Here is a 14,824-nt window from a genome sequence, read left to right on the forward strand (position 1 = left end):
TTGTTGAAAGAACATGATATTTTCTTATTACAAGGAAGCAATAAGAATAATAAAAAAAATTATTTAGAAGAATCTTTAGTCTTAATTTCTAAAGAAATAGGAAAAGTAATTAAAAAATCCTCTTATTTTGAAAGTGAAGCTTGGAATATGAATAAAAATACATCCACTTTTTATAATAGGGCTTTACATATAAAAACTTTGTATTCGCCCATGGAAATTTTGGAAAAAATCTCTCATATTGAATTGAGACTCGGAAGAAAATCTAAATTTATTACGGATAAAAATGATTCTTATGAAAAAAGAAAGTACAAGGATAGAGAAATAGATATAGATATTTTGTTTTACGATCATCTTATAATGCACAGTTCTATTTTAACTATTCCACATCCTTTATTCCATTTTCGTAGATTCGCTCTAGAACCTATGTGTGAAATATCACCAAGAAAATATCATCCCGTATTTCATATTACTCTATTAGAGATATTAGGTTTTTGTGCAGATAAATTTAAAACAAGAAGAATATAATTGAAAAAAATAGGGGAAAACCAATAAGATGATTGATATTTTCCTGATTAGGATTTTTTTCTAAAATGTTAATGTTAAGTAAAGCATTTTTCATAGAGAGTTATAGAAATTTAATTCAGTTTCCTAGGACCATAATATTTTTATTTTTTTTATTCCCTATTTTTAGTTATGCAAGAAAGGAAAATAATAATTCTATATCTTTTTCTGAATCAAAGATAGAGACAGAGAAACTTGATAAGGAAAATCCTTTAAATGTAGTCAAGTATCGTTCTAATATTCAAGAACATAATGTAGAAAAAGGAAAATCTTATTTAAATGGAAATGCTTTGATAGAATATCTTGATACGAAAATTGAAGCAGATAGTATAGAGTTCAATTGGAAAAAAGGATATATACACGCTACAGGAAAAAAAAACCATCCAATTTATATCCAAAAAGGAGATAGAAAATATTCTATTTACAGACTTTTTCATCTAGACTTAGGTGAAAAAAAGTGGAATGCTAAGGAAATCTATATCCAAGAAAAAGATCATGTGATTATAGCCAATAGTATAAAAGAAGAAAAGAATTATAGTTTAATGGAAAAAGTAATATATACCGCAGATCCACTATTTATAGAAAAAAAGGAGATATATCCAGATTTTTATCTGAAAACAAATTATTTGAAATATTTTCATAAAAAAAAATCTATTTTTACCGGACCTGTATTTTTTTATTTGTATCGAGTTCCAATTCCTCTAGTGTTTCCATTTTTATATATCCCTGATAGTATTTCTTCTTATGGAATTCCTTTTCCTAGATTTGGAATTAAGAACAAGAAAATTTCTATAGAAAACATAGGAATTTTTTTTCCTATTTCCAATTATTTCAATTGTAGAATTAACGGTTCTATATATGGAATTGACAAATGGAAATTAAAAACAGAAATAGAATATAAATTAAAATATGGAGATAATGGATTCCTTTTTTTTGATTATCAATCCATATCAAAAAAAGATTTTGATTATCAATTAAAATGGAAACATAATCAAGATATTAAATCAAATTCTGAAATAAAATTTAATGCAGATATGAATTATCATAATCAATTTACTAAAAAAACAAATTCATCCATAAATAAGGAAGTAAATATTTCTAATATTAGCTTAATAAAAAAATTTCAAGAATCTTTTTTAAAGATCGAGACTTATATGATTCAAAACCTACAGAAAGGAGAGACGGATTTAAAAGTTCCAAAAATTAATCTATCCATTCGAAAAAAACCTTTTTTTCTAAATAAAAATCCGTTTTTACGTCAATTCGTTATGGATTATAAAGTTTCGGCATCTAATTCTATCTATCAAAATAAAATAGAAAAAAGAACAGATATTCAAACTGAAATCAATAACACTATAAACTTATCCACCTATTATATTCTTCCTGTTCATTATTATCCTTATTTGAATTTGAAAATTTCTCCAAAAATTCATTATAAAGGATCTTCTACCTGGTATTTTTTTTCTTGTAAATCTTTATTTCAAGCAATAAATATATCCATGGATGTATTATTTCCTTCTATAGAAAGGATATTTGTAATGAATAAAAGGTATTTATTATTGAGATATAAAATGGAACCTATGCTATCTTTCAATTTTGGATCATTTTTTCCTATTTTTATTCATCAGGAGGAGGAGGAGAAAAACTCTATTAAAAAAAGAATCCATCTAACGTTAGATAATAATTTTGAATTAAAAATAAAGAATAATAGAGAATATGAAAAAATAAAAATACTTGAATCATTTCAAATGAAATCCTCTTATGTCTTTGAGGAAGAATTCTTGAAATTGGAAAACTTCTATTTTGCAGGATATACAGATTTTACGAAATATTTAGGAATAAAATATGAAGGGAGAATAGATTTCTATGAAAAAGAAAATTGTAAATCAATTTTTTTGGATAAAAAAAAATTCAAATTCGATTTTTCACTTCGTTATCATTTGATAAAAAATCAAATGAATTTCTTGTATGAAAAAGAAGGAATTAATTCTTATGAATGCTTTCTTTTCGATAAGGATAATTATGCGAAATATCCAATTCCATTGGATTTAAGAATTGATTTTCATTCGAATTATGAAAATAAAAACAATAATAATAAACCTTATTCATTAAATAACAATTTTTTAAGTATAAATGGATCTATAGGTTTAACCAAATATTGGAAGATAGAGATTCACACGGATTATGATCTTTTCAAAAAAAGAATAACTTTTGCAAACATAATCTTTTACAGAGATTTAAGAAGTTTCAAAATGAATTTTAACTGGTCCCCCATGGGGAAAACTCCTTTTTGGTCTTTTTTTATTGGAATAAAAGATCCAAATTTAAGCAACATTATACAGTATAAGGAAACCAATTAATAAAAAATAATATGAAGCCAAAAAAAATTTTCATCAAAAAAATATCTTCTTTTGGACCATACAGTACATGCGTCCTAATAGAAAATTTTCTGTTTATTTCTGGACAAATAGCCGTTGATCCAGATACTGGAAAATTAGTTGATGAAACTATAGAAATGGAAACGGAAAGAGTCATGAAAAACTTGCAAATTATTCTTTCAGAAATTGGAATCGATTTTCAAAACGTTATAAAATCTTCCTTATTTGTAAAAAATATGGAAGATTTCTCAAAAATAAATTATTCCTATTCAAAATTTTTTCCAAGAGAATATTACCCTGCTAGAGAAACTATTCAAGTTTCTGGATTGCCAAAAAATGCGAACATAGAAATATCCTTAATAGCATATAAAAAAAATTAAAAATGGAGATTTTATTTTCCTGATTTTTGAATTGAAAAAAAGATGAATTCAAAATATTATTTTTTTTTATTAGGATTCATTTTACTTTTTTTCTATAAAGGGAACTCTAAAGGAAAAAAAAAAATACAAATCAAACTAATTCATGCCGATTTTATACAAAAAAATGAAAACAACGATAAAAATGCTTTTTTTCTCATAGGACGTGTTCATTTTCAACATAATGGATATGATCTTTTTTGTGATAGAGCTATCTATTACAAAAAAAGTAATCTATTTTCCGGATATGGAAATGTTCAATTAAAATCAGATAAAAACAAAATATTTTCTCATGAAATAGAATATCATGGAAATAGCAATAACCTGAAGGTTTTAGGTAGGGTAGTTTTATTTCAAGAAAATATAAAACTAACAGCAAATGCAATTAATTATAATTTTAGGAAAAAAATTTTTCAGGCTATCAAAAACGTCGTTTTATTTTTCCACGAATTAAAATTATCTACTAATATTTTAGAATATAATCTGCATCTTAAAAAGATTTCTTATAAAAAAGGCGGTTTTGTTTTTTATAAAGATTCAGCTCTCTATAGTAAGGAAGGAGATTTTTTTCCTGTAAAAAAAAAGGCAAAACTAAAATTTGAAGTAAAATTAATCCTTAGTAAAAAATATACAGTATATTCAAATGCCATGGAATATCTATTCCAAAAAAATAAAATAAATTTTCCTAGTCCTACTATTATAATGGAAAGGAATAATACAAATAATTTTATCTATACAAAAGAAGGATCTTTTTTGCCCAAAGAAGAAATTTTTTTATCCAAAAAATATTGTAGCATTCATTACAACGGAAAAATTGTAGCAGGAGATTATTTTTTTTTCGATCAAAAGAAAAAATATGGATTTATCAAAAATGTCTTTTTAGAAGATAAAGAAAAATCCTATGTAATAGGAGGTGATGGATATTTAGATTTTGTTTCCGGATTAATTTCTTTAAAAAACCATCCCGTGTCTGTAATAAAAATATCTGCAGATAATTCTATCTTTCTTTATTCGGATGCTATAAAAATATACTTCAAAAATGATTCTGCATACTTAATTCAAGTTTTTTCTGTTAAAGGTTTTTTTCTGAATGAAAACCTTCAAGGAAGATGTGAATATTTGATATACAAAAAATTAGATAATTCCATTCATTTTTATGGAAATCCCATTTTTTGGATAAATAACCAACAATTTTCTGGAGATTTTATATCTATTCATCTTAAAAAAGATTTTTTATTAGATTATTTGAAAATTTTTAAAAATGCCTTCTACATAAAAAAAATAAATTCAAATGAATTTAATCAAATACAAGGAGAAATTATGATAGGTTTTTTTCATCCAAAAAATATTTTATCAAAAATTTTGATTAAAGGAAATGTGAAAAGTATTATTTTTCCTTATTTTTTTCAGGATAAGGGGAATATGAAGAAAATAATTAATAAATCTTCTTGTGGGATGATCGACGTGGATTTAGAGAAAGGAAAAAAAATCAAAAAAATTTCCTGCATAAATAATGCTAATTCAGAACTCTTCTTTTTGCATAAGACCAATTACAAGGAGCCTCTTTTTCTTCCTAACTTTTCCTGGATAGAAAAAGAAAAACCTAAAAATGAAAAATATCTTATCCATAAAAAAATGGAAAAATATCGAAGAGAAAGCTTATTGGAAAAAAAAGAAATCAAAAAAATAATAAAATACAATTAAATTCTTATGAAAGGATTAGAAAATGATTTTATGCAATATCAGACTCAAGTGGTTCCTCATCCTATGAAAATTAGGGTAGATTATGCAGATGGTCATTATATTTACGGAAAAGATGGTAAAAAATATTTAGATTTTGTTGCAGGGGTTTCTGTCAATACCTTCGGACATGGAAATAAAAAAATAAAAGAAGCCATAAAAGAACAAGTAGAAAAATATTTACATACTATGGTCTATGGGGAATTCATACAGGAACCATGTGTAAAACTTTGTAAAAGTCTAGCAGAAAATACTCCATATCCGCTAAAGAAAACTTATTTAGTCACGTCTGGAACGGAAGCTGTAGAAGGGGCCTTGAAATTAGCTAAGGGTTATACTGGAAGAGAAGAAATCATATCTTGTAAATGGGCTTATCATGGGAGCACTCATGGATCTATGAGTATTATGGGGAATGAAAACTACAAAAGGTCTTTCAGGCCTCTACTTCCCCTAATTAAATTTTTTACATTTAATAAAATAGAAGAATTAGCTTCTTCCATTACAGAAAAAACAGCTTGTGTTATTTTAGAAACGATACAATGTTCTTCTGGAGTTAGATTGCCTAAAAATTCTTTTCTCAAAGAAGTAAAAAAAAAATGTGAAGAAAAAAAGGTTTTAATGATATTGGATGAAATCCAAACAGGATTTGGAAGAACAGGAAAACTTTTTGCCTTTGAACATTATGGAATAGTTCCAGATATTCTGATAATGGGAAAAGGAATGGGAGGAGGAATGCCTATAAGTGGATTTATGTCCTCTGATGAAATCATGAAATTTTTTTCTGATCATGTTCCTTTTGGTCATTTAAGCACTTTTGGGGGGAATCCTGTAGCGGCTTCTGCTTCTTTAACAACACTAAATCAACTTATTGAGTCTAACATCATGGATGATATTTTTCTAAAAGAAAAATGGATAAGAAAATATTTAGTTCATGATCAAATCAAAAATATTCATGGAAAAGGACTTCTTTTATCTTTGGAATTGAAAAATGAAAATTATACTCATAGAGTATTAGAATCTTGTTTAAAAAAAGGATTAATTTTATTTCGTTTTTTATTTCATAGTAGTTCTTTGCGGATTTCCCCTCCGTTAACTATTACAGAAAAAGAAATTCAAGAAGGATGTTCTATTATTATAGAATCTTTGAACAATCTTAAAAAGTAAGAAAATTAAGATGTTTTTTTAAAAAAATGTAATTGAGATTTTTTATTGAATTATCGTATAATGGGAAATCTTACCATGGATGGCAAATTCAGAGTGAAGTAAATTCTGTAGAAGGACAATTAGAATATTGTTTATCTAAATTATTAAATACTTCTATAAATATAGTGGGAGCGGGGAGAACAGACAGAGGAGTTCATGCCAAACAAATGTTTGCACATTTTGATTTTGAAGAAAAGATAAGTAGTAATTTTGTTAAGAGATTAAATCTTTTTTTGCCTAAATCTATTTATGTCTCCAATATTTTTCCAGTTAAAAAACATATTCATGCAAGATTTAATGCATTAAGACGTACTTACAAATATTATTTGAAAAGTGAAAAAAATCCATTTTTTCAAGATTTTTCTTGGCATTGTTTCTATCCATTAGATATTCAAAGAATGAATCTAGCTTCTCAAATTTTAATGAAATATAAAGATTTTAGTTCTTTTTGTAAAAAGAGAAAGGATAAAAAAAATAATATATGTGATATATATCATGCTGATTGGTCTAGAAATAAAATTCATTTTTGTTTTACTATTGAAGCTAATCGTTTTTTAAGAAATATGGTTAGATCCATAATTGGAACATTGATTGATGTGGGAAGAGGAAAAATTAGCATAAATCAATTTATAGAAATTATAGAGTTAAAAGATCCTAATACTTTTAGTAGTCCTTCCGTTCCTGCATGTGGTTTATTTCTTACTAAAATTCTTTATCCAGAAGACATTTTTCTATGAAAAAAAATTTAAAAAAAGAAAAATCTTCCTTAAAACAACTTTTAAAAATTAGTTTAAATTATAAACTTATATTAATAGTTACAGTAGGGATTTCTATATTAATATCTTTTATATCTGCTTATCGTCCTAAATTGATACAAAAGGCTATAGACGTTCATATAGTTTATAAGGATTTTTTTGGTCTGAAAAATATTTTAATATGGATTATTTTACTTCTTTTCTTAGAAAGTATATTTCATTTTATTTTATTATATCTATCTAATATATTAGCCCAAAATGTTATCAAAACAATTAGAATTCAATTGTTTGAAAAATTACTACATTTCAATAATTCTTTTTTTAGTAAGACCCCAATTGGTAAATTGGTTTCTTATTCTGTTTCAGACATAGAAACTATTACTGTCATATTTAATGATGGAATCCTACTTGTATCTGGAGATGTTTTAAGAATCATGATGATCATTATTATGATGTATACAGTGCATAAAGAGTTATCCTTTATAGTTTTTTTAACAATTCCCTTTATGTACTTTATTACTCGTTTTTTTCAAAACACATTGAAAAAAACTTTTCATGAAGAACGTGTACAAACTTCACGTTTAAATAGTTTTTTACAAGAAAATATCATAGGAATGTCTATTATACAACTTTTTCATAAAGAGAAAGAAGAATATTTAAAATTTAAATCTATCAATCATAGATTGATGAATGCACATTTTAAAACTATTTTTTATTTTTCTATTTTTTTTCCAATAGTGGAACTTGTATCTGCAGTTACAATAAGTATTGTAATATTTTATGGAGGGTTTCATGCTATGGAAAGTGAAAATGTGAAACCTGGACAAATTATTGCTTTTATTTTTTTTATTTATCTTCTTTTTCGCCCTATGCGGCAAATAGCAGATAGATTTAACATTATACAAAGAGGAATAGCTGGTATAGAACGTCTATTTTCCATATTAAACTCTGAAGAGATGATTGTTAATAAGGGGAACATACGAATAAAAAAATTAAAAGGACATATTGTATTTAATAATGTTTATTTTTCCTATATTGATGGAGAAACAGTTTTGAAAGGAATTTCTTTTGAAATAAAACCTGGAGAAAAAATAGCTATAGTGGGATCTACAGGTTCTGGAAAATCTACCATAACACATTTAATTTCTAGATTATACGATATAAAAAAAGGAAAAATCATAATTGATGGACATTGTATTCAAGATATTGAACTAAAAAATCTAAGATCTCATATAAGAGTAGTTACACAGGATACCTTTTTATTTAATGATTCTATTCTCAATAATATTACCTTAGGGGATCCTTCAATTAGTGTAGAAAAAATAGAAGAAATGGCAAAAAAAATAGGAATACATGGTTTTATTACATCTTTTCCTCACGGATATAAATCCATTGTAAAAGAAAGAGGAGGGATCTTATCACTTGGAGAAAAACAATTGATTGCCTTTTTAAGAGTACAAATGCATCCTTATTCTATACTGATCTTAGATGAAGCAACTGCATCTTTAAATAAAGAATTGGAAAAATTGATCTATCATGCTACAGATCGTTTAACTAAAAATAAAACTTCAATTATTATCACTCATCGTCTTTCTACGTTAGAAAATGCTGATAAAATTTTAGTGATAAACAAAGGTCATCTTGTAGAAAAAGGAAGTCATAAGGAATTAATTCAATTAAATGGATATTATGCAGGTTTATTCAATAAGTAATCTTAATTATTTCCCTGGACAAGGATATTCTATTCTTAAATAAGTTTTTTTAACTGGTTTTTTATCCAATTTTTGATTTTTTCTTCTTGCTTTATATTCATGACTAAATTTTTTAATTGAGCATAATCTTCTTTAAAAGAAATAGGATGAGAAGGTTTACGTTTTAATAATTTGATTATGAAAAAAACTTCTTTTCCATTTACAATTTCTTTATAAGGTTCAGAAATTTCTCCATCTTTTAAATTTTGTAATGTTTTTTTCAAATTTTTTGATATTTGATTTTCTTCAACCCAAATTTTTTTCCATACAGAATGATTCACAATTCCATTGTGCAATAGAGGTCTTTCATTTGAAATAGTTTCAAAAGAAATTTCATGATTTATAAGACGATTTTTAATTTCATATGCAAATGATTTAGCTTTTCGTAATTCTTCTTCCGTATATTTAGGTTGTATTAAAATGTGTCTTATATCTATTTCTTCTCCTCTTTTTTTTTCTAACTTAACTAAATGAAAACCTAAATCTGTTTCAAAAGGTTCAGATATTTGTTTTTCTTCTAAAGAAAAAACTATTCGTTCGAATTCTTTTGATATATTTTTTTTCTTAATTCCATTAATGAGACCACCTTTGAATGCAGAAGAATAATCTTCTGATAATAAAATAGCTTTCATGGAAAAATCCTTATCAGAATGTATTTCCTTTTTTATTTTTTTTAAAAAATTCACAATTTTTTCTCGATGTTCTTTACTGAATTTTGGAGATAAAATCATATAAGAAACACAAATTTTTTTAGGAACAATAGGAAGTTTTTCTTTTTCTTTATTAAAAAAATATTTTACCTCTTCAGGAGATATCTCAATATCTTCCTTCATTTTTTGATAAAACTTCTCTATATACTGATTATTTTTAATTTTTTCAGTCAATTCTTTCAAAGATAAATTTTTGGAAAAATCACTATTAAATTTCTTTAAAAATTCTTCTTTGTTTGATTGGATTTCTTGATTATCTATTTGTATACTCGGATCTTTTTTTGCATGATAAAGTATCAACTTATGAATTATCAAATTTTCTAATCCTTTACAAGGGGGAATTTTTTTATTAGAATTTAAATAATGTTTTAATTCGGAATCTAAGAGTATTTCATCTCCTATGACAGCTGTAATTCCACCTATCTTTTCAAAAGTGAATGAATGAGAAGGAATACAGAAAATTATCAACATCAAAAAAATAAAAAAACATTCTTGTTTTAACTTAAAGAAAATATTTCTCATATCATAAATTAAATTTGCAATTTAATAATCAAACTGATTAAAAAAAAAAATTATCAATTATGACTTTGATAACTAAAAATCTATACAAAAAGTATAAAAAAAAAAATGTGGTTAAAGATGTCTCTATTCGTTTAAATCGCGGAGAAATAGTGGGGATTATAGGTCCAAATGGAGCTGGAAAAACTACTTCTTTTTATATGATTGTAGGAATGATTCAACCTGATCAAGGTAAAATATTTCTTAATGGAGAAAATATTACTGGATATCCCATGTATAAACGTTCTAGAAAAGGAATTGGATATTTAGCACAAGAACCGTCTATTTTTAGAAAACTATCTGTAGAAGATAATATTTTATGCATATTAGAAATGAAAAAAAATTCCTATAAAGAAATAAAAATAAGAACGGAAGAACTTCTGGAAGAATTAGGATTACAGCATATCCGAAAATTACAGGGAGGAATTCTCTCTGGTGGAGAACGTAGACGTACTGAAATTGCTAGATGTTTAGCTATAAATCCTACATTTATTCTTTTAGATGAACCTTTTTCTGGAATAGATCCTATAGCTATAGAAGAATTACAAAAAATTATTCTTTACTTTAAAAAAAAAAATATTGGGATATTAATTACTGATCATAATGTTCAAGAAACTTTTCTGATAGCAGATCGTCTTTATCTCATGTTTGAAGGGCAAATTTTAAAAGATGGACCTCCTAAAAAATTAATGCAAGATCCTATGGTAAAAAAAGTTTATTTGGGAAATTATTTTGTAAAAATCCATAAAAAAGAAAAATGAATCATCGTTTTAAAGGTCCAGAAATAGAATTATTTCTTAATGGAGAACCGCCTGATATTTTCTGTAAAAAAAATTTTTTTTATAAAAAAAATATTTGCGGTTGATGGAGCTTTTTACTATTTAAAAAAAATGGGAATCCAGATAGATTATCTTAGTGGAGATTTAGACTCTCTTTTAAAAAAAGATATTCCTTTAGGAAGTAATTTTTTTGAAACGAATGATCAAAATTATACTGATTTTGATAAAGCTTTGAAAATCATACATCATAAAGGTTTTTTAAATGTGAATGTTTGGGGAGCTAGTGGAAAAGAACAAGATCATTTTTTGGGAAATTTATCTACAGCTTTGAAATATAAAAGAAAGTTATCTTTAATTTTTCATGATGATTATCATTCTTATTTTTTTTCTGATAAAAAAAATATTTTTTATCAGAAAAAAAATAAAAAGATATCTCTCTTTCCATTTCCAAAAGTAGAAGGACTCCTTACTCATGGTCTAAAATATCCGATAAGTAAGGAATTATTAAAAATAGGTAAACGGATAGGAATTAGAAATGAAGCTATAGAAAATCTAATAGAAATAAGTTATCAAAAGGGAGAATTATTAATTTTCATAGAAAAATAATTGAAATACAATAAATTTTACGAATAATCTTTCCTATATTTTTAAATCTGGATAAAGAATGACGTAAATATTACTTTTTTATCTCTTGATAAGATTTTCCTATATAATTTAGGAGATCTCCAGCTATTAGAGATTCTTCATTTAATTCTATAGAAGCTAAATCTCCGGATAATCCATGTAAATAGACCCCCATAAGACAAGAATCTTTTGGAGAGTATCCTTGAGCCAATAAACCTGTAATTATTCCGGTAAGAACATCTCCACTACCTGCGGTGGACATTCCTGGATTTCCGGTACTATTAAAATATAGGTCTCCATTTGGAGTAGCAATGACTGTATGTGCTCCTTTTAATACAAGGTAAAAAGTATGTTTCTTGGCTAATTTTTTTAAATTATCCAATTTTTGATAATCATTTTTCCATGGACCATATAATCTATGAAATTCCTTGGGGTGTGGAGTAAGAATAGTATTTTCCGGAATAAAATTTAATATGCTTAATTTATCTGATAAGATATTTATAGCATCGGCATCTATGACCATAGGAGTTTTCTTTTTTTTCTTCTTAAGAAAGAAAGATTCTAAAGCATATGCTGTTATAGGATTTTTACCCATTCCCATTCCTATTCCTATAGCATTAACAGGAATATCATTAGGGATGTTACTTATAAAATTATCTCTTAAATCTGTATTAACTATTGCTTCCGGAATAATGGTTTGTATGATTTGATATCCACAACGTGGGATATATACACTTAATTTTCCTATTCCAATTCGAAACTCCTTTGCAGAAAGAACCATAGATCCAATCATTCCATAATGTCCTCCAATAAGCAGTCCATGACCAAAATTTCCTTTATGGGAAAATTTTTTTCTTTTTTTATATATGAACTGAATACATTTTTTATCTAGATAAAAGTTTTTTACAGGAATATTATTTGTATATTCATCTTTCCATCCAATGTTCAATAAATCCCATTTTCCAACATAATCCGCATAGTCTGGAAAAAAAAGAGGTAATTTTGGAACTTGGAAAGTTAATGTATAATCAGCTTTAATAATAACTTCCAAATCTTCTCTATTTTTTTCCATAAAAATTCCAGAAGGAATATCTATAGATATAACAGATGTAAATTTTTTATCATTGATAAAATGAAAAAATGATTTCCAATATTTATTTATAGAACGGTTCAATCCGATTCCAAAAATCGCATCAATAAGTATACTATTTCTATTTAGAAATGGAAATGGATCTCCTTTCTTAATTTTTTTCAATTCTATTCCATATTTGAATATCTTATTTTTATTTAAGACAAATTCTGGAGATAAATGATTAGAAATATAAAGGATATATACAGTTATATTAACTCCATGTTGATATAACATTCTAGCCAAAGCAAGACCATCTCCTCCATTTTTTCCATTTCCTGCTAAAACTATCACTTTATGAAGTGTATGGAAGTGATTCATGATCCAATAAAAACAACTTTTTGCTGCTCTTTCCATTAATTCTATAGAAGAAATATCTTCGTTATCAATACAATATTGATCTATTTTTTTAATTTGATTTAATGAAAGAATTTTCATTTTTTAAAATGAATTTATTATTTTTGATTTGGTTATTTGTTTAACAAAAATAATATAAAACGATAAATTTTGATATTTAGATGGCCGAGTATAATTTGACCCTTCCAGCCATGGGGGAAAGTATAGCTGAGGCTACTATCATTCGTTGGTTAAAAAACGAAGGAGATTCTATAAAAAAAGAAGATATTTTAGTGGAAATTGCTACGGATAAGGTAGATTCTGAAATTTATTCTCCTGTAAATGGAATATTGAAAAAAAAATTGTTTTCTGCAAATGAAGTGGCTAAGATAGGAAGTTCTATAGCTATTTTAGAAACAGAAGAAACATTCAAAATATTTCCTGAAGAGGATGTTTATGCAGCAGAATCTCCATGTAAACGTTTCTATTCTCCTCTTGTACGTGCTATTGCTCATAAGGAAGGAATCAGTTCATCTGAATTAGATACTATAGAAGGGACCGGATATAAAAATCGTGTAACTAAAAAGGACATTCTGAAATATCTTCTTCATTTAAAGAAAAAAACTAGAATCATATCTCCTAATTATGCATTGTTCTCCTCCTATAACAGTCAGAATCATGAGGAAATCGTAGAGATGGATAGAATGCGTAAGATTACGGCTACTCATATGATTGAAAGTAAAAACATATCTGCACATGTGACTTCATTTGTGGAAGCAGATGTGACAAATATTGTCAAATGGAGAGATAAAATAAAGGAGTCTTTCCAGAAAAAGACAGGAGAAAAATTAACCTTAATGTCCGTTTTTGTAGAATGTGTAGTTAAAGCTATAAAAGATCTTCCAATGATCAATATTTCTGTTAATGGAACTAATATTATAAAAAAGAGAAATATTCATATAGGATTAGCTACCGCATTACCTAATGGTAATTTGATTGTTCCTGTGATTAAACATGCAGATTCCTATAGTTTAGGAGGATTAATAAAAATTATTAATGATTTAATCAAAAGAGCTAGATCTAATCAATTAAAACCTGAAGAAACTCAAGGAGGAACTTATACAATCAGTAATATTGGAAGCTTTGGAAATCTATTTGGAACTCCTATTATACATCAACCACAAGTGGCTATTATGGCAATAGGTTTAATCCAAAAAAAATTATCTATAATAGAAACTTCAGAGGGAGATTTTATTGGGATAAGACATAAAATTTATTTATCTCATTCTTATGATCATAGAGTAATCGATGGAGTTTTGGGAGGAGGGTTTGTTAAAAAAGTAGCCTTATATTTAGAAAAATTTAATTGTTATACAAAAATAATATGAAAATAAGTTTTGATGTATTAATAGAAATTCCTAAAGGAAGTAGAAATAAATATGAATTTGATAAAAAAAATAATCTAATTCGTTTAGATAGAGTCTTATATTCTCCTATGAGCTATCCAACAGACTATGGTTTTATTCCAAAAACTCTTTCAAAAGATGGAGATCCATTAGATGTCTTAGTTTTCTTAACAGAACCTACAATACCAGGTTGTTTAATTACAGTAAAACCCATTGGAATTTTTTTTATGACTGATGAAAAAGGCGAAGATGAAAAAATTATCTGTGTTCCTATCTCTGATCCAAATTATAATACAATTAACAATGTTGATGAAATATCATTTCATGTTAAAAAAGAAATTGAACATTTTTTTCTCGTGTATAAAGATCTAGAAAATAAGAAAGTAAAAATTGGAGATTGGAAGAATCAAAAGGTAGCTATTTCTGTTTATAAAGAATCTTATTTGAGGTATAAAAATTTTTATCCGAATGGATAAAT

13 protein-coding genes are annotated in these 14,824 nt (G+C 26.0%); 11 read left to right on the forward strand and 2 right to left on the reverse strand.

Translation table 11 applies throughout. The annotated features are described in order from the left end of the window. The 7 genes from folK (at window position 1) to BLBBOR_RS00035 (ending at window position 8,765) form a co-directional block, all read left to right on the forward strand. Window positions 1-525 (forward strand): 2-amino-4-hydroxy-6-hydroxymethyldihydropteridine diphosphokinase, encoded by a 525-nt coding sequence (gene folK, locus BLBBOR_RS00005; protein ID WP_015370410.1) that lies wholly within the window; start codon window positions 1-3, stop codon window positions 523-525. A gap of 71 nt (window positions 526-596) precedes the next feature. Continuing rightward, window positions 597-2,921 (forward strand): putative LPS assembly protein LptD, encoded by a 2,325-nt coding sequence (locus tag BLBBOR_RS00010; RefSeq protein ID WP_235043225.1) that lies wholly within the window; start codon window positions 597-599, stop codon window positions 2,919-2,921. An 11-nt stretch (window positions 2,922-2,932) separates the two neighbouring features. After that, window positions 2,933-3,319, forward strand: coding sequence for a Rid family detoxifying hydrolase (locus BLBBOR_RS00015; RefSeq protein ID WP_015370412.1), 387 nt, complete (start codon window positions 2,933-2,935; stop codon window positions 3,317-3,319). Window positions 3,320-3,361: 42 nt separating this feature from the next. Further along, window positions 3,362-5,059 (forward strand): OstA-like protein, encoded by a 1,698-nt coding sequence (locus BLBBOR_RS00020; protein ID WP_015370413.1) that lies wholly within the window; start codon window positions 3,362-3,364, stop codon window positions 5,057-5,059. A 6-nt stretch (window positions 5,060-5,065) separates the two neighbouring features. After that, entirely contained in the window at window positions 5,066-6,259 is a 1,194-nt protein-coding gene (locus BLBBOR_RS00025) for an aspartate aminotransferase family protein (protein ID WP_015370414.1), read from the forward strand. Window positions 6,260-6,291: 32 nt separating this feature from the next. Continuing rightward, the gene (truA, locus tag BLBBOR_RS00030; RefSeq protein ID WP_015370415.1) at window positions 6,292-7,035 is read left to right on the forward strand and encodes a tRNA pseudouridine(38-40) synthase TruA; all 744 of its coding nucleotides are present in this window, start codon (window positions 6,292-6,294) and stop codon (window positions 7,033-7,035) included. Further along, window positions 7,032-8,765, forward strand: a complete 1,734-nt coding sequence (locus BLBBOR_RS00035) for an ABC transporter ATP-binding protein (RefSeq protein ID WP_015370416.1) — start codon at window positions 7,032-7,034, stop codon at window positions 8,763-8,765. The genes truA and BLBBOR_RS00035 overlap by 4 nt, the downstream gene beginning before the upstream one ends. A 35-nt stretch (window positions 8,766-8,800) precedes the next feature. Here the strand turns inward: BLBBOR_RS00035 and BLBBOR_RS00040 are convergent, their stop codons facing one another. After that, on the reverse strand, window positions 8,801-9,985 hold the full coding sequence (locus tag BLBBOR_RS00040) for a peptidylprolyl isomerase (RefSeq protein ID WP_235043241.1): 1,185 nt from the start codon (window positions 9,983-9,985) through the stop codon (window positions 8,801-8,803). Between the two features lie 110 nt (window positions 9,986-10,095). Here BLBBOR_RS00040 and lptB point away from each other — a divergent pair, with 110 nt between their 5' ends. Continuing rightward, window positions 10,096-10,833, forward strand: a complete 738-nt coding sequence (gene lptB / locus BLBBOR_RS00045; RefSeq protein WP_015370418.1) for an LPS export ABC transporter ATP-binding protein — start codon at window positions 10,096-10,098, stop codon at window positions 10,831-10,833. A gap of 39 nt (window positions 10,834-10,872) precedes the next feature. Next, window positions 10,873-11,457: a thiamine diphosphokinase gene (locus tag BLBBOR_RS00050; RefSeq protein WP_015370419.1), complete on the forward strand. Its 585-nt coding sequence runs from the start codon at window positions 10,873-10,875 to the stop codon at window positions 11,455-11,457. Window positions 11,458-11,527: 70 nt separating this feature from the next. Here BLBBOR_RS00050 and BLBBOR_RS00055 read toward each other — a convergent pair whose 3' ends face one another. Then, window positions 11,528-13,042, reverse strand: coding sequence for a bifunctional ADP-dependent NAD(P)H-hydrate dehydratase/NAD(P)H-hydrate epimerase (locus tag BLBBOR_RS00055; protein WP_015370420.1), 1,515 nt, complete (start codon window positions 13,040-13,042; stop codon window positions 11,528-11,530). 80 nt (window positions 13,043-13,122) lie between these two features. Between BLBBOR_RS00055 and BLBBOR_RS00060 the strand changes: the two genes are divergently transcribed. Both BLBBOR_RS00060 and BLBBOR_RS00065 read left to right on the forward strand, forming a co-directional pair. After that, window positions 13,123-14,328, forward strand: a complete 1,206-nt coding sequence (locus BLBBOR_RS00060; protein WP_015370421.1) for a dihydrolipoamide acetyltransferase family protein — start codon at window positions 13,123-13,125, stop codon at window positions 14,326-14,328. Continuing rightward, the gene (locus BLBBOR_RS00065; RefSeq protein ID WP_015370422.1) at window positions 14,325-14,822 is read left to right on the forward strand and encodes an inorganic diphosphatase; all 498 of its coding nucleotides are present in this window, start codon (window positions 14,325-14,327) and stop codon (window positions 14,820-14,822) included. The genes BLBBOR_RS00060 and BLBBOR_RS00065 overlap by 4 nt, the downstream gene beginning before the upstream one ends. Window positions 14,823-14,824: the final 2 nt, after the last annotated feature.

The organism is Blattabacterium sp. (Blatta orientalis) str. Tarazona, assembly GCF_000334405.1.
GTDB lineage: Bacteria > Bacteroidota > Bacteroidia > Flavobacteriales > Blattabacteriaceae > Blattabacterium.

Excerpts from the sequence above, each read along its gene's own strand:
- BLBBOR_RS00010 (WP_235043225.1), top strand. The coding sequence starts at position 597 with ATGTTAAGTAAAGCATTTTTCATAGAGAGTTATAGAAATTTAATTCAG.
- BLBBOR_RS00015 (WP_015370412.1), top strand. The coding sequence starts at position 2,933 with ATGAAGCCAAAAAAAATTTTCATCAAAAAAATATCTTCTTTTGGACCA.
- BLBBOR_RS00020 (WP_015370413.1), top strand. The coding sequence starts at position 3,362 with ATGAATTCAAAATATTATTTTTTTTTATTAGGATTCATTTTACTTTTT.
- BLBBOR_RS00025 (WP_015370414.1), top strand. The coding sequence starts at position 5,066 with ATGAAAGGATTAGAAAATGATTTTATGCAATATCAGACTCAAGTGGTT.
- BLBBOR_RS00035 (WP_015370416.1), top strand. The coding sequence starts at position 7,032 with ATGAAAAAAAATTTAAAAAAAGAAAAATCTTCCTTAAAACAACTTTTA.
- BLBBOR_RS00040 (WP_235043241.1), bottom strand. The coding sequence starts at position 9,985 with ATGTTGATAATTTTCTGTATTCCTTCTCATTCATTCACTTTTGAAAAG.
- lptB (WP_015370418.1), top strand. The coding sequence starts at position 10,096 with ATGACTTTGATAACTAAAAATCTATACAAAAAGTATAAAAAAAAAAAT.
- BLBBOR_RS00050 (WP_015370419.1), top strand. The coding sequence starts at position 10,873 with ATGGAGAACCGCCTGATATTTTCTGTAAAAAAAATTTTTTTTATAAAA.
- BLBBOR_RS00055 (WP_015370420.1), bottom strand. The coding sequence starts at position 13,042 with ATGAAAATTCTTTCATTAAATCAAATTAAAAAAATAGATCAATATTGT.
- BLBBOR_RS00060 (WP_015370421.1), top strand. The coding sequence starts at position 13,123 with ATGGCCGAGTATAATTTGACCCTTCCAGCCATGGGGGAAAGTATAGCT.
- BLBBOR_RS00065 (WP_015370422.1), top strand. The coding sequence starts at position 14,325 with ATGAAAATAAGTTTTGATGTATTAATAGAAATTCCTAAAGGAAGTAGA.